The sequence below is a fragment of the Williamsia sp. genome, assembly GCF_016462415.1.
GTDB lineage: Bacteria > Actinomycetota > Actinomycetes > Mycobacteriales > Mycobacteriaceae > Williamsia_A.
The window spans coordinates 16,851-40,327 of sequence record NZ_JAEMTF010000035.1 but is presented as its reverse complement, the minus strand read 5'-3'; the positions used below and the strand labels follow the sequence as shown (position 1 = coordinate 40,327).

Annotated in this window: 23 protein-coding genes; 9 read left to right on the top strand and 14 right to left on the bottom strand. The window is 68.2% G+C overall.

The window, feature by feature from the left end; all coding sequences use genetic code 11:
- Positions 1–219: 219 nt before the first annotated feature.
- The gene (locus JHC79_RS10865) at positions 220–843 is read right to left on the bottom strand and encodes a GntR family transcriptional regulator (protein WP_296390533.1); all 624 of its coding nucleotides are present in this window, start codon (positions 841–843) and stop codon (positions 220–222) included.
- An 87-nt stretch (positions 844–930) separates the two neighbouring features.
- Here JHC79_RS10865 and JHC79_RS10860 point away from each other — a divergent pair, with 87 nt between their 5' ends.
- The 5 genes from JHC79_RS10860 to JHC79_RS10840 are packed head-to-tail and all read left to right on the top strand — an operon-like array spanning position 931 to position 7,559.
- A complete protein-coding gene (locus JHC79_RS10860; protein WP_296390532.1) occupies positions 931–2,085 on the top strand; it encodes a zinc-binding dehydrogenase in 1,155 nt (384 codons plus the stop codon).
- The gene (locus JHC79_RS10855) at positions 2,082–2,930 is read left to right on the top strand and encodes an alpha/beta fold hydrolase (protein ID WP_296390530.1); all 849 of its coding nucleotides are present in this window, start codon (positions 2,082–2,084) and stop codon (positions 2,928–2,930) included. The genes JHC79_RS10860 and JHC79_RS10855 overlap by 4 nt, the downstream gene beginning before the upstream one ends.
- Positions 2,931–2,970: 40 nt before the next feature.
- Positions 2,971–3,918 (top strand): hypothetical protein, encoded by a 948-nt coding sequence (locus tag JHC79_RS10850; protein WP_296390528.1) that lies wholly within the window; start codon positions 2,971–2,973, stop codon positions 3,916–3,918.
- A 60-nt stretch (positions 3,919–3,978) separates the two neighbouring features.
- Positions 3,979–6,609: an alpha/beta fold hydrolase gene (locus tag JHC79_RS10845; protein ID WP_296390526.1), complete on the top strand. Its 2,631-nt coding sequence runs from the start codon at positions 3,979–3,981 to the stop codon at positions 6,607–6,609.
- A complete protein-coding gene (locus tag JHC79_RS10840; RefSeq protein WP_296390524.1) occupies positions 6,606–7,559 on the top strand; it encodes an ABC transporter permease subunit in 954 nt (317 codons plus the stop codon). The genes JHC79_RS10845 and JHC79_RS10840 overlap by 4 nt, the downstream gene beginning before the upstream one ends.
- Here the strand turns inward: JHC79_RS10840 and JHC79_RS10835 are convergent.
- From JHC79_RS10835 to JHC79_RS10820, 4 genes are all read right to left on the bottom strand, one after another.
- The gene (locus JHC79_RS10835; RefSeq protein ID WP_296390522.1) at positions 7,496–9,088 is read right to left on the bottom strand and encodes a hypothetical protein; all 1,593 of its coding nucleotides are present in this window, start codon (positions 9,086–9,088) and stop codon (positions 7,496–7,498) included. The genes JHC79_RS10840 and JHC79_RS10835 overlap by 64 nt on opposite strands.
- 7 nt (positions 9,089–9,095) lie before the next feature.
- The gene (locus tag JHC79_RS10830) at positions 9,096–9,638 is read right to left on the bottom strand and encodes a DinB family protein (protein WP_296390519.1); all 543 of its coding nucleotides are present in this window, start codon (positions 9,636–9,638) and stop codon (positions 9,096–9,098) included.
- 102 nt (positions 9,639–9,740) lie between these two features.
- Positions 9,741–11,171 carry a permease gene (locus JHC79_RS10825; RefSeq protein ID WP_296390516.1) on the bottom strand — a complete coding sequence of 477 codons (1,431 nt, stop codon included), beginning with the start codon at positions 11,169–11,171 and terminating at the stop codon, positions 9,741–9,743.
- 164 nt (positions 11,172–11,335) lie between these two features.
- Entirely contained in the window at positions 11,336–12,943 is a 1,608-nt protein-coding gene (locus JHC79_RS10820) for an MFS transporter (RefSeq protein ID WP_296390515.1), read from the bottom strand.
- A gap of 100 nt (positions 12,944–13,043) precedes the next feature.
- On the opposite strand from JHC79_RS10820, the gene JHC79_RS10815 reads away from it, so the two are divergent.
- Entirely contained in the window at positions 13,044–13,778 is a 735-nt protein-coding gene (locus JHC79_RS10815) for a TetR/AcrR family transcriptional regulator (protein ID WP_296390513.1), read from the top strand.
- Between the two features lie 21 nt (positions 13,779–13,799).
- Here JHC79_RS10815 and JHC79_RS10810 read toward each other — a convergent pair whose 3' ends face one another.
- Positions 13,800–14,693 carry an NAD(P)H-binding protein gene (locus tag JHC79_RS10810; protein ID WP_296390511.1) on the bottom strand — a complete coding sequence of 298 codons (894 nt, stop codon included), beginning with the start codon at positions 14,691–14,693 and terminating at the stop codon, positions 13,800–13,802.
- Between the two features lie 68 nt (positions 14,694–14,761).
- Between JHC79_RS10810 and JHC79_RS10805 the strand changes: the two genes are divergently transcribed.
- Positions 14,762–15,595 (top strand): LysR substrate-binding domain-containing protein, encoded by an 834-nt coding sequence (locus tag JHC79_RS10805; RefSeq protein WP_296390509.1) that lies wholly within the window; start codon positions 14,762–14,764, stop codon positions 15,593–15,595.
- Positions 15,596–15,599: 4 nt separating this feature from the next.
- Here the strand turns inward: JHC79_RS10805 and JHC79_RS10800 are convergent, their stop codons facing one another.
- A complete protein-coding gene (locus JHC79_RS10800; protein WP_296390507.1) occupies positions 15,600–15,824 on the bottom strand; it encodes a hypothetical protein in 225 nt (74 codons plus the stop codon).
- Positions 15,825–15,834: 10 nt separating this feature from the next.
- Positions 15,835–16,365: a DUF6328 family protein gene (locus tag JHC79_RS10795; protein WP_296390504.1), complete on the bottom strand. Its 531-nt coding sequence runs from the start codon at positions 16,363–16,365 to the stop codon at positions 15,835–15,837.
- Between the two features lie 184 nt (positions 16,366–16,549).
- Here JHC79_RS10795 and JHC79_RS10790 point away from each other — a divergent pair, with 184 nt between their 5' ends.
- A complete protein-coding gene (locus tag JHC79_RS10790) occupies positions 16,550–16,717 on the top strand; it encodes a hypothetical protein (RefSeq protein ID WP_296390502.1) in 168 nt (55 codons plus the stop codon).
- Between the two features lie 8 nt (positions 16,718–16,725).
- Here the strand turns inward: JHC79_RS10790 and JHC79_RS10785 are convergent, their stop codons facing one another.
- Positions 16,726–17,094 carry a VOC family protein gene (locus JHC79_RS10785; RefSeq protein ID WP_296390500.1) on the bottom strand — a complete coding sequence of 123 codons (369 nt, stop codon included), beginning with the start codon at positions 17,092–17,094 and terminating at the stop codon, positions 16,726–16,728.
- 62 nt (positions 17,095–17,156) lie between these two features.
- Here JHC79_RS10785 and JHC79_RS10780 point away from each other — a divergent pair, with 62 nt between their 5' ends.
- Positions 17,157–17,615 (top strand): MarR family transcriptional regulator, encoded by a 459-nt coding sequence (locus JHC79_RS10780; protein WP_296390498.1) that lies wholly within the window; start codon positions 17,157–17,159, stop codon positions 17,613–17,615.
- A gap of 21 nt (positions 17,616–17,636) precedes the next feature.
- Here the strand turns inward: JHC79_RS10780 and JHC79_RS10775 are convergent, their stop codons facing one another.
- From JHC79_RS10775 to JHC79_RS10755, 5 genes are all read right to left on the bottom strand, one after another.
- Positions 17,637–18,536, bottom strand: a complete 900-nt coding sequence (locus JHC79_RS10775; protein ID WP_296390496.1) for an intradiol ring-cleavage dioxygenase — start codon at positions 18,534–18,536, stop codon at positions 17,637–17,639.
- Entirely contained in the window at positions 18,533–19,600 is a 1,068-nt protein-coding gene (locus JHC79_RS10770; RefSeq protein WP_296390494.1) for a maleylacetate reductase, read from the bottom strand. The genes JHC79_RS10775 and JHC79_RS10770 overlap by 4 nt, the downstream gene beginning before the upstream one ends.
- On the bottom strand, positions 19,597–21,402 hold the full coding sequence (locus JHC79_RS10765) for an FAD-dependent monooxygenase (RefSeq protein WP_296390538.1): 1,806 nt from the start codon (positions 21,400–21,402) through the stop codon (positions 19,597–19,599). The genes JHC79_RS10770 and JHC79_RS10765 overlap by 4 nt, the downstream gene beginning before the upstream one ends.
- A 151-nt stretch (positions 21,403–21,553) precedes the next feature.
- Positions 21,554–22,489: an AraC family transcriptional regulator gene (locus tag JHC79_RS10760; RefSeq protein ID WP_296390492.1), complete on the bottom strand. Its 936-nt coding sequence runs from the start codon at positions 22,487–22,489 to the stop codon at positions 21,554–21,556.
- A gap of 60 nt (positions 22,490–22,549) precedes the next feature.
- Positions 22,550–23,374, bottom strand: coding sequence for an alpha/beta hydrolase (locus tag JHC79_RS10755; protein WP_296390490.1), 825 nt, complete (start codon positions 23,372–23,374; stop codon positions 22,550–22,552).
- Positions 23,375–23,477: the final 103 nt, after the last annotated feature.

The window sequence follows — 23,477 nt, the reverse complement described above, 5'->3', positions numbered from 1 at the left end:
GAGGTATGCGGGTGGTGGGTTGGGTGAGCGGGGCGCTGATGGCCATGGCAGTTCTCCGGATGACGAGGTGGCACCGGGAGATCGGATGTCAACCGGTGGATCGCCAGTCGGGAGGTGCTGGGCGACTGAGTAATTTGTATACAAACAGTGTATCAACCGCGTTACTGAGCGCAACAGTTGCGTTAACGACGGGATATATCGCTCAAGTCGTATACGAAACTACGGTTCCTTACGCGCGTCTTCACCGTGTTCATCGCGGCGGAGGTGCTCATCCATCAGGAATCCCGCCTGCACGGTGGCACCGCGCAGGATCGCTGCCGCCAGCACCGCGTGGTCCTGCTGCGATGCGGTCGGATCGTCGCCGAGACCCCACGCGACTCGGCGGCCCACCGTCGTGAGGAGCTCGCGGAGCTGGTCGTTGCCGGAGGCGACGGCGACCAGGTCATGGAAGGAACGTCCGATCGCGCGACCATCGGCGGGACCAGAGGTCGACTGCGCGACCTCGGCCAGCTCGGCCGCGGCCGCGCCACCGCGGTTCTGTGCGGCGAGTTGGGCGGCCAGGACCTCGAGTCCCCGCCGCACCTCGAGTAGTTCGCGGTTGTCCTTGCGCAGCGTCGTCGACACCGTCGCCCCGCGATATCGCACGATGGTGACGAAACCTTCGCCCTCGAGCTGGCCCAGAGCCTCGCGCACCGGCACACGGGACACGCCGAACTGCTTGGCGATGGCCTCTTCGACCAGCCGTTCGCCCGCCGCCAGCCGACCGGCCAAGATGTCGTCACGGACCACCCGTGCGATGACGTCGCCCGGGGATTCGTCCTCGCCGATGGTGTGTTGATCCACGTCCCGCAGTTTAGTTGGGGACGTCGGGCGGTGGGGCGCATGATTACCGATGCGGGCCAACCGGGGCCGGTGTCGAGGAGGCGGTCGATGAGAGCGGTCAGTAGCTTGCGCGGGACGTTGACGGTGTCGGAGATCCCCGACCCGCGACCCGAGGCAGGGCAGTTGTTGCTGTCGGTCACGCGCTGCGGGATCTGCGGATCCGATCTGCACGCCAAGGACCATTCCGACGAGCTCGAGGACGTCATGCGCGAGGGCGGGTACACCGACTTCATGCGTCACGACACCTCCGTCGTCTTCGGGCACGAGTTCTGCGGCGAGGTGCTCGAGACGGGTAAGGGTGTCGGAAAGCGTTTCGCCGCCGGTGATCTGGTCGTGTCCTTCCCGCTGTTGCGCACCGCGGGCGCCGTGCACATGACGGGGTTGTCGCCGTTGGCGCCCGGTGGCTACGCCGAGCGCACGGTGGCCGAGGCGTCGATGAGCTTCGCGGTGCCGAACGGGTTGTCGCCGGACATCGCCGCGCTGACCGAACCGATGACCGTCGCGCTGCACGCGGTCCGCCGCAGCGAGATCTCGAAGAAGGACGTGGCCGTCGTCGTCGGCTGCGGCCCTGTCGGTCTGGCCGTCATCTGTCTGCTGAAGGCGAAAGGCGTGAACACCATTGTCGCCAGCGACTTCTCCGCCGGGCGACGGGAGCTCGCGACGCGATGCGGTGCCGACGTCGTCGTCGATCCCGCGGTGGACTCGCCGTATGCGGCCGCGGTGACCAAGGGCATGATCACCGAACTGCCGACGCTCTACGAACTCGGTGTGGGATCGATGGAGAAGCTGCGCAGGATCCCCGGGTGGGCGCACCTGTACCGGGCGGTCGACAAGCTGGGTGCGGCAGACCCGAAGCGGCCGGTCATCTTCGAGTGCGTCGGGGTGCCGGGAATGATCGACGGCGTGATCAGTGCGGCGCCGATCGCGTCGCGTGTCGTCGTGGTGGGGGTATGCATGGGCAGCGATCAGATCCGCCCGGCGATGGCCATCGGCAAGGAGATCGACCTGCGGTTCGTGTTCGGCTACACGCCGATCGAGTTCCACGACACCCTGCACCTGTTGGCCGACGGCAAGGTGGACGCATCGCCGCTGCACACCGGAACCGTCGGACTCGACGGCGTCCCCGCGGCGTTCGACGTCCTCGCGGGCGCCGAGAAACACGCCAAGGTCCTGATCGATCCCACCAGTGAGGCCGTCCTGTGAGCGCTCCGACACATCGCATCGAGTCCTTCACCCGCAACGGATACGAGTTCGACGTCCTCGACGCCGGTCCGCTCGACGGCGAGGTCGTGGTCCTGCTGCACGGCTTCCCCGAACGCGCGACGTGTTGGGACGCGGTCGCGCCGCTGTTGCACGCACATGGCTTCCGGACCCTGGCGCCGGACCAGCGAGGTTACTCACCCGGTGCGCGGCCGCCCCGACGTCGCGACTACACCTCGGGCGAGTTGGTCGACGACATCGTGGAGCTGATCACGGTTGCGGGCGGTCGAGCCCACGTCGTCGGTCACGACTGGGGAGCGAACATCGCATGGTCGCTCGCCGCGGACCGGCCGGACATGGTGAAGACGCTGACTGCCCTGTCGGTGCCCCATCCGACCGCCTTCATCCGCGCCGCGACTCGAACACGTCAGGGGCTCAAATCCTGGTACATGGTCTTCTTCCAGACGCCGTGGGTGCCGGAGGCCTCGGCCGCGCGGCCCGGTGGCCGAATGGACCGCTCGCTGCGCGCAGCCGGGATGACGGCATCGGACGTGCAGCGATTCCGTACCGAGATCGTCGACTACGGCGCCCTGACCGGAGGCCTCAACTGGTACCGGGCCCTGCCCTTCACCGACCGCACACGGTTCGGCCGGCGCGTCACGGTGCCGACGACGATGGTCTGGAGTGACGGCGACACGTTCATCGATCGCGCCGGGGTGGAGGGATGTGCGGACCTGGTCCGCGCACCGTACGAACTCGTGGTGCTCGAGGGCGTCAACCACTGGATTCCCACCCAGGCCGCCGATGCGGCGGCGGAGGCGATCCTCGATCGGGCCCGGAGCGTCTGAGTCCGACGCCGTCCCGCGCCGATCCCGCTACGCTCGGCCCGTGAGAGCGCTGTTCGTCCTTCTGTCGACGGTGATCGCGGTGGTCGTGCTCGCCGGGTGTGATTCCGCACCGGATCGCGGTGTCGAAGCCGACGCACTGGAGTCGAGGTTGCGTCACGTGCCGGGTGTCGCGGAGGCCTCGACCTCGTACGAGCACGGTGGTAGCCGTGGGTCTGCGGTCACGGTGGACGTGTCGATGCCCGACGCCACCGACGCGCAGGTCGTGGACCTGGTCCGCGAGATGGACGACACCATGGGCGATGACTTCGACCGCTACCACGTGGACATCACGGTCTCGCTCGGGCCTCGGGTCCAGCTCCGCTCCACCGGGAAGATGCAGCCGGGTCCGACCGCGCGCGACGTCGCGATCGGCAGGGCAATGGAGAAGGGCGTCGACGCCCGATCGGTGGCCGTCTTCCAGGCTCCCGGTGGGCCGCGCGTCGACATCAGGGAGGCAACGGACTCGCAAAGCGCCGTGGCCACGGCGATCGAGGCGATCGGTGGGGTGCCCGCGGGAATCGAGGCCTACCCCGTCGACTCACCGGATCAGCGCAGCTGGGATGTCACCACGCCGCTGTCGGTCGACGATTTCCGCACCATGGCCTCCCGTGTCGACCGGTTGCCGGCGCGAGCCTTCGCCGTGGCCATCCGGGACGGACACGTGTCGCGACTGTCGGTGGGTGTCGACGCGTCCGAGTCCGATGCGCTGACGACCCTCAGATCGATCGTCGACGACCTCGGCGCCGGACCCGACCGGCCTCTGTATCTGAACTGGACCTCGCAGGCCGATGCCGTGGGGACGGACAGGCGGGATTCGGGATCGGTGACGGTCGGCGGATGTGGCTATCCCGAGTCGGCGGGCGAGCAGGATCCACAGAAGTACTTCACCGATGCGGCGCTCGCGGTCCAGAAGCAGATGCGGTCGGAGTACGACACCTGTCGACGGTGATCTGCGCGCCGTGAACAGCCGCCGCCTGCGGTGTCGACCGGTCCCGACCCGATTGCAGGCATGATCGAGGGAGTCGATCCGTCCGGGTCGCGCGGCGCTGCGAGGGAGATCGACATCGGCATCAGTCTCAGACCACGCGGTGGTCGACGGTTCTGGGTGATCGTCGCCGCGGTCGTCGTCGTCACGCTGGCCGCGATCATCGCCGTGGTCGCCACCACCGGCGGTGACGACAACACCGTCTCCGAGCGTTCGATGACGGTCGCGGGCGTACCGGAGGCGGGGCAGCCGGTCGGTCTCGACGCGTCGGTGTTCCTGCCGCGCAGCCAACCCGCACCGGCGGTCGTGCTCGCACACGGATTCGGTGGGTCGAAGGCCGACCTGGCCGCGCAGGCACGGACGCTCGCGGGCCGCGGATATGTCGTGGTCACCTACTCGGCGCGGGGATTCGGTGCGTCCGGTGGGCTCATCCACCTCGACAACCCCGACTACGAAGTCGCCGACGCCCGCCGCATCATCGATCTGCTGGCCACGATGCCCCAGGTCGAGCGCGACGGTCCCGGCGATCCGCGAGTCGGTGTCGCGGGCTCGTCCTACGGCGGCGCGCTGGCGCTGCTGGCCGCCGGGTACGACCGCCGGGTCGACGCCGTGGCCGCCGACATCACCTGGAACAACTTGTCGCAGGCACTGTTCCCCGTCGGTGCCGAGGCTCCGGGCTCCGCCGGCGTGTTCAAGTCGCAGTGGGCGGGCCAACTGTTCTCGCAGGCCGCGCGAATGGCGACGTCGGACGGGTGCGGCACGTTCGCGCCCGATGTCTGCGCCGCATACCAGGCATCCGCGGCTGCCGGCGCACCCAACGCGAACCTGCAGGAGTTGATGCGCGCGTCGAGCCCGTCGTCGATCCTCGGTCGCATCACCGCCCCGACCCTGCTCATCCAGGGACAACAGGACTCGCTGTTCCCGATCGATCAGGCAGTCCGCAACGCCGCCGGCATCCGTGCGGCCGGCACCCCGGTCCGGATGCAGTGGCGCACCGGTGGACACGATCAACCGGGTGGCAACATCACCCCGTCTGTCGAATCGTGGTTCGCGACGGTGTTGCAGGACAAAGCGACTCCCGACTCCGGTTTCGCTGCCGACGTCGCCGACGGGGCGCTGTCGACCGATACCGGCCGTTCGTCGGCGCGCCAGTTGACGGCGCCGTCCCTGGCCGATGCGCAGCGCCCGCGCGACGTCTCGCTGCAGGGCCCGGAACAGACCGTCAACGCTCCGGCCGGCGGCACCCCGGCGGCCATCACCGCCGTTCCCGGCATCGGCGGTCTGCTGAGCGCGGCCGCCGCGGCAACCGGGGCCGGTGCACTGTCGGCGATCTCGGGTCAGGTCGCGGGCTTCGTGTCGAGTCCACTCGACACCGACACCCTGGTCGGCGGTTCCTCGTCGGTCCGCCTGCGGATCACGCCGCGAACCACGACGGACGCAACGGTGTTCGTGTCCCTGGTCGACGTCGCACCGGACGGAACGCGGACCCAACCCTCGGGCCTGGTGACCCCGGTCCGGCTGACCGGCCTCACGCCCGGGCAGCCCACGTCGGTGACCGTCGCACTGCCCACCGTCGTCCGTTCGGTGGCGTCCGGACACCGACTGGCGGTTGCCGTCTCGACGACCGACCTGGGCTACCGACTCCCGGTCGACGCGCGGACGTATTCGGTGGCGCTGGAGTCGCCGACGCTGACATTGACCACCCTGACCGGGCGGGCCGAGTCGACGCCGTTCCCGTGGGGCTGGCCCGTCGCAGGCGTCATCACGCTGCTGGTGTTGATCGCCGGCATCAGCGTCGCGACCTGGCGCCGCCGGGCTCCGGCCGATGCGGCGACGGTGGGCGAGGGAGTCTCTCCGATCGTGGTCGAGTCGCTGAGCAAGGAGTACGGCGACTCGTATCGCGCGGTCGACGACGTGTCGTTCCGCGTCGAGGCCGGCCAGGTCGTCGGCCTGTTGGGTCCCAACGGCGCAGGCAAGACCACCGTGCTGCGGATGATGGTCGGCCTCATCTCGCCGACGTCCGGGCACATCCGGTTGTTCGGGGAAGAGGTGCGCGCCGGCTCGTCGGTGCTGGCCCGCGTCGGTGCGTTCATCGAGGGGCCGGGACTGCTGCCGCACCTGTCCGGTCGCCAGAACCTCGACCTCTACTGGGCGGCCACCGGCCGACCCGCCGCCGAAGCCGACTTCGAGACCGCACTGGAGATCGCCGGTCTCGGGGCGTCGGTGGATCGCAAGGTCCGCAAGTACAGCCAGGGCATGCGGCAGCGCCTGGCGATCGCCCAGGCGATGCTCGGGCTGCCGGAGTTGCTCATCCTCGACGAACCCACCAACGGTCTCGACCCGCCACAGATCGCCGAGATGCGGGAGGTGATGCGGCGGTACGCGGCCACCGGCCGCACCGTCGTCGTCTCCAGCCACCTGCTGTCGGAGGTGGAGCAGACGTGCAGCCACGTCGTCGTGATGCACAAGGGCCGGTTGATCACGGCCGGTTCGGTGGACGAACTCGCCGGAGCGGCGACATCGACGCTGGCCGTCGACGATGTCGACGCCGCAGCGCGGGTGCTCGAGGCCGCCGGTGTGCACGCCGAGGTCGTCGAATCGCGGCGGCATCTCGAAGAGGCGTTCCTCGACCTGATCGGAGATGAGTCCCGATGACCCAGAACATCGGTGACGGTGTCGACTCCGGTGGCCGTGCGGCCGCAACGCGCAAGGGCGTGCACGACCGGCTCGACGGCATCGGACCGGTCCAGCCGTCGACCTTCCGGCCCGGACGCACCCTGAGCCTGCGCGTGGAGGCGGTGCGGCAGCTGCGGCGCCGCCGTACCCAGGTCGCGGCATTGCTCCTGCTGGTGCTGCCGCCCATCATCGCGATCGCGTTCTCGTTGAGCTCGGACGATCCGTCGACAGCGGGTTCGGATGGCGGCGGTCGACAGAACTCGGCTCTGTACGGTCTGGCGACCGCGGGCGGTGCGAACTTCGCGCTGTTCACCGAGTTCGCGGCCGGATCGTTCCTGCTGACCGTTCTCATCGCGTTGTTCTGCGGCGACACCGTGGCGAGCGATGCGGGCTGGGCGTCGTTGCGCTACCTGCTGGTGATCCCGGTTCGACGGTCGCATCTGTTGCGGCAGAAGCTGTTCATCGGGCTGGCGTCGAGTGCTATCGCGCTGATCCTGCTACCGATCTGGGCCTATGTGGTGGGTGGCCTGTTCTTCGGGTGGGGGCCGGCGCAGTCACCGCTGGGTGGCGAGTTCACCAACGGGGAGACGCTGCAGCGCCTGGCGATCGTCGTCGGGTACACGTTGATCCAGTCGTTGGTGATCGCCGGGTTCGCGTTCCTGCTGAGCGTGGTCACCGACGCCCCGCTCGGCGCGGTCGGCGGGGCGACGATGCTCGTCATCCTGTCGAACATCCTCGACGCGATCTCCGCGCTCGACCCGTACCGGCAGTTCCTTCCGACGCACTACCAGTTCGCGTGGCTGGATGCGTTGGGGCCGAACGTGATCTGGGAGGACATGGCACGCGGCGCCGGTATCTCGCTGATCTACTCGTCGGTGTTGTTCGGCTTCGCGTGGTGGTGGTTCGGCCGCAAGGATGTCGTGAGCTGATCCGGCGACCGCGCGGTCAGGAACGGTCGTGAGATCGTCAGCGCGATGGTGACCACGAGCATCAACACGTAGAGCGGCAGGAGATGGCTCACGGTGGTGTAGCCGATGTCCAGGTGTACGGCCAGCGCCGGAACCGTGCCCGACACACAGCCGATCAGCAGGGACCACCACACCCACCTCTCACCTCGTCGCCACCCCCACAGGGAGATGAGGAGAACCGCCAGGCCCGAGCCGACGAGGGCTCCGCCGAATCCGGCGCGGTCGTGCGCGATGAACGGCAGGAGGTGCTGGTCGGCGCCCCGAAGCGTATCGGCGTCCGTTCCGAGGTAGCCGAGATCGGTGGGGACGAAGACCGCGGTGAGACCCACCGTCGAGATGACGAGACCGGCCACGGCCAGTCCGCCACCGACGCCGATCATCATCAGTTGCGCCCACATCGCGGCCGCCCGTTCGCGCTCGGGACCGTCGGCGACGCGTGTGCGGATGTCCAGGGTGGGTGCGCGCACGACAGCGATCACCAGGAGGGGGAACAAGACCACGACCACGGTCGTGTGCAGCGGTTCCACGAATCCGGTCCCGAGGAAGTACAGCCACGTCCCGAAGGCGATGAGTCCCGACAGCAACAGCGCGTTGCGTGCCCATCGGTGGCCACGTCGGATCCCGCCCCATGCGAGCCCGCAGTACAGGGTCCCCAGGCCGATCATGTTGCCGGCCATCGTGATGCGATCGTGTTGGAGGAAACCGACGAGATGGGTGTCCACACGGTTGAGATCCGAGATGGTCAGTCCCAGATAGTCCTTGTCGTAGTCGAGGAGCACCGGCCCCAGTGTGATCACCGCGGCCCCGATCCCGGCGACGATGAGCCCGACGCCGACGATCATCGCCCACACCCACGCCGGCCAGGCGGTCACGCGTAACGGTTTCGGCCGTTCGGCGGCGCTCGGATCCGTGCGTGCCCCGTCGATCTCGTCATCGACGGCCGGCCCTGCGTCCCGGGCCTCGAGGACCCGGTTGAAGTAACCGGGTCCCGACCTGGTCAGCAGTCCTGTCGTCGTCAGAACGACTCGTCGCGGATCAGACAGCTCCTCGGCCGTCGATCGCACATCGGGACGATCCACGACGACCTCCGCAGGATCGGCACCCACCCGTGCGGTGTCGACGAAAGGTGATACAGCAGAAACGGTTTCCGGTGAGTCGCAGACCGCGACAACGCGGCATCGACGGTCGGCCGCGGCCTTGCGCACCTCGGGCACATCGGAGAGCGTCACGCCGTGGATCTGGACCACCGTCGCGCCCTGGACCGGGAGGACCGTGATGGCGTCTCGTGCCGCGGACACCGGAACCTGTGCGCCGAGACGGTACCGGACACTGTCGGGCACGCGGGGATGATCGAAGACGACTGGGATCCAGTGTCGCCCGCCCGACCTCACCAGCGCGGCGAGGAAGCCGAGCGCGAGTCGATGTGTCCGCCTCTTTCCCAGGACAGCCGACGCGATCGGCTCCAGGGGTGTGTACGACCAGTCGGGCATGCGGTCATCATGGCAGGTGCGCCGCGAAACGTTGACCGGTCACGTCGAACAGGTGGTGCACCGGATCGTGGATGAAGTACTGCCCGAGCGTCTCGATGGTGAAAACGCTTCCATCGCTTCGCCGCCCGGACCGGCCCAGCGCCTCGTCGGGCACCGACCGGAAGATGTCGGCCAGTACCTCTCCGTCCGAGCGCATCTCGCGCAGCACGGTCGCCGGATCCTGGTCGTTGTAACGGTCGATGACCGCGGTCGCGTCCTGATCCCAGTTCTCGAACACCGGGTCGTCCTCGGTCACCATCAGATCGATGCGCGAGGCGAACCGGCGGAAGACGTCGCGCACATGGGCGGCGTACTCCAATGGCGACCAGGTCGAATCGTCCGGACGCAGGCGCGGATCGCCGAGGTCGAGTGTCGAGGCCCACTGAGCTGCGTTGTCGACGATCAGATCGGGGATGTCGCGGAAGTCGACCTGCGAGGCATCCAACCCGCATGCATCGCAGGGCTTCTCCAGTACCCAGGTCCAGCTCTTGGTCTCCGGTTCGATCGGCATGACGTGACCGTAGCGAGCCGACGACCGTCGCGACGGATCGAAGTCGGACGAGCGCCCACAGTTGGCGGTGAACTTACGGAGAATGGCCGATTCGGAGCGGTCTCACCGGGTCCCGAGGTAGATGAACAGCGTGTACATCGCGACCGCGGGCAGCAGCACGCACCACCCGGTGATCAGGATGTTGCGGACATTCGCCGAGCGGCACAACCCCATCACGCCCAGCATGTTCACGTTCGGCAACGGACCGTAGGTGTCGGCCTTGGACGCGAACAGCAGCACCACCACCCAGACACCCGCGCCGATCCCGGCGATGGATGCGAGCTCGCCGAAGATCTTGTCCAGCAGCACCACCTGCGCCGCCGACGCGCCCGGCACGCCGACCCAGCCGATGAGGGCGACGGTCATGGCGAACAGGAACGGCGTCAGACCCTTGATCTCGGTGCCGTACGACCCGAGGACGACGGTGAACGGGTTCAACCGGGCGATGGCGTTGAACAGCAGGGCCAGCAGATAGAACAGCACGAACAGCCACGCCAGCTTCGCCACACCTCGATACGCGCTGACGGCGAACGCCTTCGGTGACATGCCCGCGCCCGCAGCGGTGACGATGGCGAGCAGCGGGAGGGCGATCAGTGGCAGCGCGATGCCCGCGGTGGTGATGGTCGCGACGACGAGGACGGCCAGCAGCGTCACGGTGAAGGCCACCGCGGCGCGGCCGGCTCGACGGTCGTCGACGGCGGGGGAGTCGGTCTCGATCGCCCCCAGCTCGTCGGGCGAGTAGTGGTCGTCGCCGCCTGCGGTGCGCCTCTGCATCCACGGGACGACGAGCATCCCGACCACGATCGACAGCACGGCCAGGGGGCCGCCACCGTGGAGCAGGTACCCGAGGTACCCGGTGTCCGCCGCCTGCATGGTCGCGATGTTCCCGCCGGCGAACGGCGCGATCGCGAATCCGGCGCAGCCGCCGATGAAGATGGCCGACGCGGTGGCCGACCTCGTGAGACCGGCACGTGCCGCCACCGGCAGCAACACCGGCACCGCGACCGCGAGGGCACCGGCCAGTGTCCCCAGCGCGGCGACGAGCAGCAGACACGTCAGCATGATGCCCGCGGCGACCGACGTGGTGTTCGAGGTACCGACCACGCGGATGGCGGCCGAGACGATCCTGGTCGCGGCCCCACTCGCGCGCAGGATCTCGGCGAGACCACCGCCCAGCAGGATCACCACACCGATGATCGTCACCTGGTCGACCGCGGATTCCCGCGCCATCTCGATCACCGTCTGCGGTCCGGGGAGCAGGAGCAGCGCGGCCGAGAGGACCGACACCGACGTCGCCACCAGGATCCGCATGCCGAGGGCGGCGAGGATTCCGTAGAGGGCGATCGGGAGGAAACCCCACAGGGTGGACGGCTCCACCCTCAGCCCGACGACGAGCGACACCACAACGCTTGCCGCGGCGACGAGATTCACCGGTCGGACGAGTCGTCGGATGTCGCCGGGGCGCTGCCCCGTGAGCAACGGTGTGGTCTGCACTCGGGCCTCCGGCGTGGTCGTGAGAACGCCGACTGCCGGGGACCATGGGATGGCCCGGCGCCTATCGGACGAGAAGCGACTTTACAGGCGAACCGGGCTCATCCTGCTGCTCCGTCGCTTTGTGGGATGTGCGCCAGGGAAACGTGTCCGGCCTCGTGGCGGGGTCACGAGTCGTACGTTGCGGTACCTATCGGGTCTGTCGTGACGTCTGCGGTGCTGTCGGGTTTCTCCGAGTCCGTTCCCGGGTGCGCCGGGAGGTAGATCAGGGTCAGTACCGCCGCGACCGCGGTGACCGCACCCGCCACGACGCATCCGGTGGCGAAGCCGTCGACGAAGCCGGACCTGGCGATGTCGGAGAGCTGGGCACCCGCCCGGGCGCCGGCCTCGCCGAACTGGGTCGCGGCGATCCGGGATGCCTCGAGTGCGGCTCCGACGGAGTCGCGAGCGGGGTCGAGAAGGCGGTCGGGCAGACCCGCTGTGGTGTCGAGGTGATCGCGGTAGACCGACAACGCCACCGATCCGATGACCGCGACGCCGAGCGTGCCGCCGAGTTCCCGTGTCGCGTCGTTGACGGCCGATCCCATCCCGGCCTTGTCGGGCGGGACGACGCCCATGATGGCCTCGGTGGCGGGTGCGCTGGTCAGTCCGATGCCGGCGCCGAGGAAGATCATCTGCCCGGCGATGACGAGGTAGCTGGTGTCCGAACCCACCGTCGCGGCCCAGCCGAACGCCACGCTCAACGACACGAGTCCCGCCGCCACGATCAGCTTCGATCCGACGCGTACGGCGAGGCGCGGCCCGAGCAACGACGCGACCGCGATCGAGCCCGCCACCGGCAGCATCCGGATGCCCGTCTCGAGAGCGCCGTAGTCGCGGACGGACTGGAAGTACTGGGTGACGAGGAAGATGAACCCGAACAGGGCGAAGAAGGCCGCGGTCACTGCGCCGCTGGCGGCCGTGAAACGCAGGTTGGCGAACAGTCGCACGTCGAGCATCGGATGAGTGGCGCGGATCTCCTGCGCCACGAACAGAGCGAGAAGTACTGCTGCCGATGCGAACCCGACGACGGTGGCTGCCGATGCCCATCCACGATCAGGCGCCTCGATGATGGTGTAGACCAACACTCCCAGGGCAAGTGTCGACAGTCCCAGCCCCACGAGGTCCAACGGTGGGGTCGAGGGATCTCGCGAATCGGGGATGAACCTGAAGGCCACGATCACCGTCATCAACGCGGCGGCGCCGACGAACAGCAGAATCGATCCCCACCAGAAGGATTCGAGCAGTGCACCGCCGACAACCGGGCCGACGGCGACCGAGATCCCCGTTGCAGCACCCCAGATCCCGATGGCCTTGACGCGCTCGGACCGTTCGGTGAAGACGTTGGTCAGGATGGACAGCGTCACCGGGTAGACCACCGCCGCTGCGACCCCGGCCAGTGCCCGCCACGCGATGAGCACATCGGGGTTCGGGCTCCACGCACCGGCCACCGAGGCGATCAGCGACACCGCCAGCCCCAACAGCAGGAACCGGCGTCGACCGAACCGGTCGCTCAATGATCCGGCGGCGAGTACCAGTGCGGCGAACGCCAGGTTGAACGCATCCACGATCCACAACAGGTCGCGGGTGGAGGCGCCGAGCTCGGTCACCAGCGATGGCAGCGCGATGTTGACGATGGTGGTCGAGATGTTGACGACGAACACCGCCGCGCACAGCGACGCGAGCACGGCGACCTTGTTCGTCCCGCGTCTCGATGACCATCCCAGACTCGACATAACGAAGTTCTACCATGGTGCCAACGGGTCTCACAAGATCAGCCGAGGGCACCTGGTGGGTGATCGGGTGTCGAAGCGCCGTCGTGAGACCATGAAATCCATGGCAGAGCGGCACGACGACACCGACGTGGAGACGCAGCTCGAGCCGGTCCGGGACCGGTTGGTGAGCGTCACGATCGCTCTGTTGGCCGACGTCGGGCCCTCGGAGATCAAGGTTCGCCGGATCGCCGAGGAGGCCGGCGTCTCGACCATCGCCGTCTACCACCACTTCGGCGGCGTCCGTGAGCTGCTCCAGGTCGTGGTCGGCCGCGGTTACCGCACCCTGCGAACCGCGTTCGAGAAGGCGGCCGCATCCGGGCCCGACCCGGGCGCCCAGCTGTTCGCGATCGCCCTGTCGTGTCGTCGAGTGGCGCAGGACAATGCGCACCTCTACGACATGATGTTCGGCCTCTCGACACGCGGGACCTACCGGTATGTTGCCGAGGCGCCCGACGGGGGTCCTGCCCAACAGTTCCTCGAGTCGTACGCCGTCTTCGCCGACGCCTGCGAGCGGCTCGTCGAGTCCGGGCGCATCGCGATCACCGACGGGCATCAGGTCGCCGCCGAATTGTGGAGTGCGGTGCACGGATTCGTCACGCTCGAGATGGCCGGGCATTTCGCCCGTTTCGAGAACCCGGTCGGTCAGGTGCTGGCGCCGATGGCGGTCAACCACTTCGTGGGAATGGGTGATGAACGTTCGCGCGCCGAGAAGTCGGGCCACGACGCGGTCACGTGGTGGAACGCCGAGGGGCCCGGCGGTGAGAGCGAGTCGGCGCAGATCTCTCTCCACCCGTAGACGGCGGTCACGGCACTCCGTTCAGGCGCCGACCGCCGGGAGCAGGACATCGGTGCACCATTGCCGGAACGTGGTCGGCGTGGACGTCTCCGCGGTACGGGTGACGCCGTCGTCGAGACCGTCGTCCTTGGCGCGCATCATGTCGACCATGCCGTCGACGAAGGCGTTACCCAGGCCGTGGCCCGTCATCTGGGTCCGCAGGTCCTCGTGCGATCGGCGTTCGTAGCGGACCGGTCTGCCCAGTACCTCGGACATGATGTGCGCCATGTCGTTCGCCGAGATGTTCTCCGGGCCCAGCACGGGCACGGCGTCGGCCCCGGTCCAGGAACGGTCGAGCAGCAGGCGGGTGGCGACCGCGGCGATGTCGCGGGTCGCGGCGGCGGGTGCGCCACGATCAGGTGCGACGGTGTCGGTGAAGAGGCCGTCGCGGATCGAAGCGACCTGTCGCAGAACGTTGTCCATGAACGACGGGTTGGCCAGCGCACGGTAGGCGACGCCGGTGTCGCCGATGACGTCGTCCATCGCCAGGGATGCTGTGACCAACCCGGCCCGGGCGGCCACCGGTGTGCCCCGGCCGAGCGCCGAGACCCCGACGACGTGACCGACACCGTGTTCGGCGAATGCTCGCGCCGCCGGGCGGGTGAAGTCGGCGAACGCGGCGGTCAGGCTCGACGTCATCGGGTCCGGCGGGACGACCCAGAACACCGCGTCCGCACCGGCGAAGGCCCGGGCGACGACGTCGGCATCCCCGTGTGACCCGGTGACGACCTCGACCCGGTCGCGCACCCCGTCCGGCAGCCGCGACGCATCCCGCACGATGACGCGGATCTCCTCGCCGTGGGTCGGGGCGGTCCGCAGAAGTGAGTCGAGTACCTGGCTGCCGATGTCGCCTGTGGGCGTCGTGATCACGATCATGTGTTCAGCCTGTGCGGATTCGGTCGAACGGTCCAATACCTTCCCCCGCACATTGATACCCTCGGGGTATGGATCTGGACCTGCGCAAGCTGAGGTACTTCGTCGCGGTGGCCGAACACGGTCACTTCGGCCGGGCCGCCGAGGCGCTCTACATCGCGCAGCCGGTGCTGAGCCGACAGGTGCGTGCCCTGGAGAAAGAGCTGGGTGTCACCCTGCTGATCCGGACGACGCGCAGTGTCGAACTGACGCCGGCCGGCGAACAACTGCTCGACGACGCGCGCGGGGTGTTCGCGACCGTCGACAACGCCGTACGACGGGTGTTGGAGTCCGACCGCGGGGTGGAGCGTCTCGTGGTCGGCTTCGCGCCCGGACTGCATGTGGGCGAGGCGGTTCGGGCGTTCTCTGCGATGTACCCCGACGTCGAGGTCGGCCTGGTCCCGGTCAAGTGGTGGGAGAAGGCGGCGCCCCTCCGTGACGGCAGGGTCGACGTCGCCTATCTCCGACAACCGTTCGACGACGACGCGCTGAGGGTGGTGCCGGTCGGGAGCGAGGAGAAGGTGGCCTGTGTTCCCGCCACGCATCCGCTGGCTCGACGCCGCCGGATCACGATGGCCGATCTCGACGGGGAGTCGATTCTCGATGCGCACTCGCGGCGGACGTCGTCGGTGGAGGAGAAGTTCGAACTGATCGCCGCAGGACACGGCATCGCGCTCGTGCCCGCGAGCGTCGCCACGTCGTACTCCCGTCCTGATCTCGTGCACCTGGTGGTGACGGACCTGGCCCCGGTCGACACCTGCATCGCTGTCGTCCGAGGCCGTCGGGAACGCCGCGTCCGTGATTTCGTCACCGTGGCCACGCAGACTCTGGGTGCCGACCGGAGGCGGCTGTCTGCCGTCGACTGACTTCTCACCGGTCTCGAATGGTCTCCCGCACGTCCGACGCGGTGGCGCCGCCCGCGACGACGAAGACGCGCTCGTCGACGGTCGACGCGTTGTTCCACGAGTCGTCGTCCAGGCTCTGCCAGTCCACGAGTTGGCCGTCGGCGTCGAAGGCCAACTGCGCCCGATTGGGGTGTCGTATGGCGACCCGGGCGATCCGGTGGGCGAGCGCGTCGATGTCCATGGACGCCATGGTCACCTCCTCACGTCGGCGTCGGCGTCGTCGTCGGCGGCACGGGTTCGGGTTCCGGTAGCCGGCTGCGGATGCGTGCGGGCAGCACGAGCCACAGGATCACCGCGGCGAGAGCGCAACACGCTCCGGCCACGACGCCGGAGACGGTATCGAGGACCACGGAGAAGATCAGCGTCACGACACCGGTGATCGCGACACCCAGCAGCAGGAATCCGGTGATCGCGAGCCGCGTCGCGAACCGTACCGACTCGGCCATGGCGTGCTGTCGGAACAGGAAGCGGTGGATGGCGACCGGGGCGACGATGACGATGGTCGCGATGGCGGAACATCCGAGGGTCACCAGGTAGATGGCCGTCTGGGCGGTGTCGAGTGTGGCGAAGCGTGTCTGGAACGGCAGCGTCAGCAGAAATCCGGTGAGCAGTTGCAGACCGGTCTGCACGACCCGGAGCTCCTGCAGCAGGCTCGACCAGTTGCGGTCGAGCCGCTCGGTCGGGGTCTCGCCGCGGGCGGCCCGATTCCAGTCATCGTCGTCAGCGGTCATCTGTGCTCAACCGGCGTACGCGAGAAGTGTTCGTGCACATCGCACACCGTATACCCCGGGATCGGTGAAAGCCGCCGGTTTCCAACGGTTCCCGCTCCGATCGACCACCGGCGCGCTGATCCCCGCGCTGCTGATCTGAATGGACCGCCTTGTGCCGACGCACGGTTTGGGGTCTGCTGGAACGATGGCTCATGACGACGACGACAATTCACCACACCGGGTGTTCGCCCCCTCGACCGGTCACGACCCCGACACCGAGGGGGTCGCTGACGGCGACGACGTGCCCGCGACCCGCCGTCGTGGTTCGTCGGACGACGACGAGGGATCGACGTCGGACGACGCCGAGGCCTGACCGTCGGATCACGCGCGATCGTGGAGGGTGACCTGGTATCCGTCGGGGTCCGCGAAGGTGAACGTGCGGCCGAACGGCCCGTCGATCGGGTCCGACACGATCCGGTGACCGTCGGCGACCAGGGCGTCGTGAATGGCCTGGACATCGGTGGCGTGCAGCCAGATGGCCGCGCCGATCCCCGGTTGCGCGACGGCATCGAGGTCGGTGCCGGGGACGATCTCGCGTAGAGCGAAAGCGATGGGTGTGGTCTCGAAGACCACGGCGTGGGGCGGACCTGCCTGCGAGCGGATCAGTCCGAGATAGTTCTCGTAAAACGCCTGCGAAGCGTCGAGATCGCGTGCCTGCAGAGAGATGAAGTCGGGACCGGTGACCGGCATGGTGTGCTCCTCTGGTTGTGTGTCAGTAACCTGACACGCACAACGTATGTCAGAATACTGACATGAGTCAAGACGGCGATGGCGTCGATCTCGAGACGTCGGTGGGTTACCTGCTCAAGGAGGCGTCGAGCGCCCTGCGCGGGGCCATGGAGTCGGTACTGCGTCCGCTCGGGATGACCGTGACGCAGTACTCATGTCTCGAGTTGCTCGCCCAGCGTCCGGGGCTGTCCAACTCCGAGCTCGCGCGTGGCGCGTTCGTCACCCGCCAGTCGATGAACGTGTTGGTGCAGGCGCTGGAACGCGACGGGTACGTGACCCGACCGACGCAGGCCCCCGTCGGCAAGGTCCTCCCGACCGCGTTGACGCCCCTCGGCAGGCGAAGTCTCGACAAGGCGACCGCGGCAGTGCGTTCTGTCGAGGTGCGGATGTTGGCCGGTCTGAGTCAGGACGAACGGTCGCAGGCGTTCACCACTCTGCGGAGCATGGTGCAGTCGTTGCGCGACGTGGGCGACGACGGCTGACGGCGTCGGATCATGCGTGCGTCAGTCCGCGTGCGCGAGAACGATGTCGAACCCGACACGTGCCCACGTCGATCCGTTGAGGTCACGACCGTCGGGCGTCGGGGTCTCGGTCGGCTGTTCGACGAAATCCATGACGAGTGAATCCTTCACGCCGAACACCGAATCGGAGTCGAGGAGCTCGTCTCCTCGCACGAAGATGTGCGTGACGAGACGACGCATGCCGGGCGCGGTCACCATGAAATGCAGATGCGATGCCCGCATGGGGGAGCGGCCCACCGCCGCGAGCAGCGACCCCACGGGGCCGTCGTGCGGGATGGGATAGGGCGTGGGGGTGAGTGCCCAGAACGCATACCGACCGTCGTCGTCGCTGAACAGGTGGGCGCGGGCGCTGGTCCGCTCCTCCTCGTACTGGACGTCGTACAGACCGTTGTCGTCGGCTTCCCACACCTCGAGTCGGGCGCCCGCGAGCGGTTCGCCGTCCGCGGAGCGCACCGTGCCCTCGACCCAGCAGGGCTGACCGCTCGCGCCGCCGGCGATGTCTCCGCCGATGGGGACCTCGGGGGAGTCCTCGACGAAGAACGGCCCGAACACCGTCGCCTCGGTGGCCTCGCCGCGGGCCTCGTTGTTCACCGTCACCGTCTGCATGGACGCCCCGAGCACATCCGACAGCAGGATGAACTCCTGACGTCGGTCGTCGGTGATGTGTCCGGTGGCGGTGAGGAATTCGATGCCCGTGTTCCACTCGTCCTCGGTGAGCCGGACGTCGCGGATGAAGGCGTGTAGGTGCCGGGTGAGCGACTGCAACACATCTCGGAGTCGCGGGTCGTCGGCGGTGTCGAACGAGGCCACCACCCGATCGACGAGCTCGTCCTCACGGGCCAGCTGTGTCGGCGACACGGTCGGTGCGTTCTCGGGTGTCATCTGCGGCCCTCCACGGGGTGTGCGATCGGTGCGTCGCCGGTGCAGGCGGCGGTCAGGATGGTCGTCAGGTCGGACTCGGTGACCGGACGTGGGTTGGATTCGGGAACCACAGGCAGGATCCGTTCGACAGCGTCGGGGACCATCGACAGCTCGAAACCGTATGGCAGCAATGCCGTCGGGGCATCGACGCGCTCTCGCAGTCGCGCCAGACCGTCGTCAGCGGACTCACTTCCCAACGCGGTGGCGATCATCCGTGCCGCGTCGGGCGCGGCCGGCGCGTTGAACGCGAGTACGTGCGGCAGGATCACCGCGTGGGTCTGCGCGTGCGGGAGGTCGTAGGCACCGCCGAGCACATGGCAGATCTTGTGGTGCAGACCTGAACCCGCGGAGGCGAAGGCGGCGGCAGACAGGTAGGCGCCGAGCAGCATCTCATCTCGACCCGCCCGGTCGGCGGCATCGACGACGACAGCGGGCAACCCGGCGCTCAGCGCCCGGATCCCGGCGGCGGCCGTCGACGCGTTGATCGGGTCGGCGCGCGGGCCCCACATCGAGTCCACGCAGTGCGCGAGCGCGTTCAGACCGGATGCGACGCTGAGCTGGACCGGCAAGCCGATGGTCAGCGCGGAGTCGTAGACGATGCTCGTCGGCAGCACGCGTCGGTCGACGCCGGTGGTCTTGCGTCCGGACTCGGTGAGTCCCCAGACATCGGTGGCCTCCGATCCCGCATAGGTCGTGGGGACCGCGACGATCGGGAGACCGCTCGTCAGCGCAACCGCCTTGGCGAGACCGGTCGTCGAGCCGCCGCCGATACAGACGAGGAGGTCGATGTCGTTGTCGCGTGCGACCGTGCGCGCACGCTCGGCGACATCGACGGGTACGTGCGGGGCGACGTCACTGTGGTGCAGTGCCACCGGGATCGTGCCGGTGACCTCCGGATGGGGATGGGTCGCGATCACCATGACCCGCGTCGCTCCCAGCCGGGTGACCTCGTCGGCGAGGTGCGCACCGGCGCGGCCGTGGCCGAACAGCACCCGCTGGGCAGGGGTGTCGTGGGTGAAGTTCACGCGGTCACCGACACCGGCAGACACAGCACGGCGGTCATCGCCTGCCGCAGCGCGGCCTCCGGCTCCGAGGGGAGGACCATTGCTCGCCAGGCGATGTGCTTGTCCGGGCGCACCAGGATGGCACCGGACTCGTCGACCTCGCGGACAGCAGCCCAGTCGAAGTAGAGGTCGGTGATCTCGCGCCCGGGTCCGATGACGACGGTGGTCACGCTCACCCCGAGCTGCTCCGACACCGACTCGGCCGCCGCGACCCACTGGTCACCCGCGATGCCGGTGAACAGAGTGAACCGGGTGGTCGGTGCGAGATCGTGGGTGGAGTATCGGTGGGTGGTGTCACCGACCCAGACATGTGGCAGGCGTGAGCCGGGGACGGTGGACGCCTGGTAGTACAGCTCGGCGTCACGCAGCGGCGCTGCCGCCGGACCGTCGGAGACGACGGCGTCGGAGACGTAGAACTGTCCGAGTTCCACACCGTGGGCGTTGAACTCGTAGTTCTTGATGTCCATCGCCGCCGCGATCGCGGCGCGTTTGCGTGCTCCCCCGGGGGTGTTCGCCTTGCGTTCGGCCATCTGCTCGATCATCTCCGCCTCGGTGGTCGCGCCGGTGACCCCGAGCGCGTCGAAGAGTTGGACGAATTCGCGACCGGACTTGTTGGCCCGCTTCACGATCTGTTCGGCGACCGGGGCGCGTTCGGCGGTGTAGGTCTCCAGTAGCGCCGCGCCGGCGTGGCCGCGCAGGACCGCGGCGATCTTCCACGCCAGGTTGTAGGAGTCCTGGATGGAGGTGTTCGACCCCAACCCGTTGCTCGGTGGATGTCGGTGGACGGCGTCGCCGACGCAGAAGACACGACCGGACTGCAGGCGCGTCGCGTACTGCTCGTTGTTGCCCCACAACGAGGTACCGGTGATCTGCACCTCGAGGTTCGGATCGCCGACGAGGTTGCGCACGATGCGGATCGCCTCGGCCTCGTCGACCGACGGCGGCTCGCCGGCGATGTCGTAACCCCACACGATCAGCCACTCGTTCCACGGCCGCACCATGCGGACGAGACCTGCGCCGATGCCGCCGACGTTCGACCCGGGCTGGATCACCCAGTACAGAACCGAGGGACGGTGTCCGACGAACGCGGCCATGTCGGCGGTGAACGTGATGTTCATCGACCCGGCGATGTCCATGCGTCCCTCCATCGGCAGATCGATGTCGTCGGCGACACGCGACCGCGCACCGTCGGCACCGATCAGGTACTTCGCGCGGATCGTCGACTCGATGCCGCTGAACCGGTCGAGCACGCGGACGGTGACGCCGGCGTCGTCCTGGGTGTGCGAGAGGTATTCGGTGGAGAACCGTGTCTGCGTACCGCGCATCGTCGCGTTCTTCACGAGAATCGGTTCGAGGTAGGTCTGCGGGATGTCGCAGTTCAGTGACGGCGACGCGAGCACGTAGTCACCGTGCCGCGCCGGGTGGGTTCCCCAGGTGAGCACACGCCCGAGTTCCTCGCCGGTGATCGACGTGCAGAACACGGTGTCGCCCATCAGTTCGTGCGGTGTCGCCTCGGCCAGCACCTGGTCCTCGACACCGACGTCGCGAAAGATCTCCATGGTCCGCTGGTTGGTGATGTGCGCGCGGGGAGTGTTCGCCGTCCATCGATACTTGGTGAGCATGACGTTCGCGACACCCAGCGTCGACAGGAACAACGCGGCGGACGCCCCGGCCGGCCCGGATCCCACGATCACCACGTCGGTGTCGATCTGATGATCGCCGGGTAGGGCGGTGTCGGCCATTCCGTCGTCGAACGCAACCATGGTGTGCCTCTCGAGGAGGATCCGCGCACCGTTGCGTCGGATCGTCATCGGCAGTGTCACACGTCACAGCGCACCGTTTCCGGGCTCTCACGGCGCAGGCGGAATCGGATCAGGAACTGGCCGAAAACGACAAGTGAGATGGCCGGAGCGGTCACCCGGCGGCGTTGCGGACCCCGGTCGGTGTCACCCCGAAGGCAGCGCGGAACGTCCGGGAGAAATACGCCGGCGATGAGAACCCACAGTCGGCCGCGACCTCGCCGATCGTCGGGCGTCGGCCCGTGACCTGCGACAGCAGACGGTGCGCCCGGTCGAGTCGGCGTTGTAGGACGTACGCCGAGACCGACGTGTCGTGCGCGGCGAACAACCTCGACACCTGGCGGGTGCTGACGCCCACGGCCGCGGCGATGTCGGATGCGGAGAGCAGCGGGTCGTGTGCGGACCGGGCCACGACGACCTCCACCTCGGCCCACACGGCGGTGTCGGCGCGACGGTTGGTGTCGAGCACCGACCGGATCAGATCGAGGACCTCGGACTCCGGGGTCGCGTCGTCGTCCACGCCGTGGTCCAGCGAGCGCGTGACCGCTCGGGCCAACGCCGCCGCGCGCAGATCTGCCGACGACCCGGTCCCGAACTCGAGGACCGTGGGTCCGCCGACGACATCGCGTCCGATGAGATCGCGGGCGACCGTGCGGGGGATCTTCACGACCAGCTCGGTCAACCCACCCGAGAAGCCACGCATGAAGGGTTTGTCGGCGTCGCAGATGACCAGGTGCCCGGGATCGACCAGGAACGCGCCGCCGGTGTGGTGGAAGAAGCCGCTGCCCGCGAGCGCGAAGTAGATGACGACGGCGTCCGTCGGATTCGCCGACACCGACGTCGAGGTCCGCTCGACGACGTGTGCCGACCCCTCCACGCGACCCAGCTGGACCGACGACAGCGTGCGGGTGATCTCGCTGGCGTCGAGCCGCGAGCCGTCGAGAGTGGTGCACCGCAGGCCGATCAACTGTGCCGCGTTGTGCCGCTCCCACTCCGCCACGCGATCACCGACCGGGAGGTCGGCGGTGGAGAACGCGGTGAGCGACGTCATGGGTTCACAGTCGCCCCGGTTCTCCACCGCGTCAAGCATCTCGGGTCGCGCCGGTGACGACTAGGACCGGAAGAACTCCAGCAGGTCGTTGTTGATCGTCTCGGCCTCGGTGGTCGGCATCCCGTGTGGGAAGCCGGGGTAGATCTTCAGCGTCGAGTTCGGCAGGAGTTCGGCCGACCGCACGCCGGCGTTCTCGTACGGCACCACCTGATCGTCGTCTCCGTGCATGACCAGTGTGGGGATGGTGATTCCGGCGAGGTCGTCGCTGAAGTCGGTCTGCGAGAACGCGACCACGCCGTCGTAGTGCGCCTTGGCTCCGCCGACCATGCCCTGACGCCACCAGTTGGCGATGACGCCCTCCGACGGGGTCGCGCCCGGGCGGTTGTAGCCGTAGAACGGTCCCTCGGCGAAGGTGCGGAAGAAGTCGGCGCGACGGGTCGCGACCTGGACCTGGATGTCGTCGAAGACCTCTTTGGGCAGGCCACCGGGATTGGACTCGGTCGTGACCATGATCGGCGGCACCGAACTGATCAGGACGGCCTTGGCGGCGCGGTCCATGCCGTGACGTGCGAGGTAGTGGACGACTTCGCCTCCGCCGGTGGAGTGTCCGACGTGGATCGCATCGGTCAGGTCGAGATGGTTGACGACGGCGGCGAGATCATCGGCGTAATGGTCCATGTCGTGTCCGGAGTCGACCTGCTCGGACCGTCCGTGACCGCGTCGGTCGTGGGCCACCACCCGGTACCCCTTGTCGAGGAAGAACATCATCTGCCCGTCCCAGTCGTCCGAAGACAGCGGCCATCCGTGGCTGAAGACGACGGGTTGCCCTGTGCCCCAGTCCTTGTAGAAGATCTCGACTCCGTCGTTCGTGACGACACTGGGCATGGGAGGCCTCCTGGGTCTCGGGTTCGCGAAGCCCCTGTGGGGGCGCGACCGGGTGGATGCAGATTCGAGCTCGACGGACATGTCGACTCTCGTAGGAGAAGGC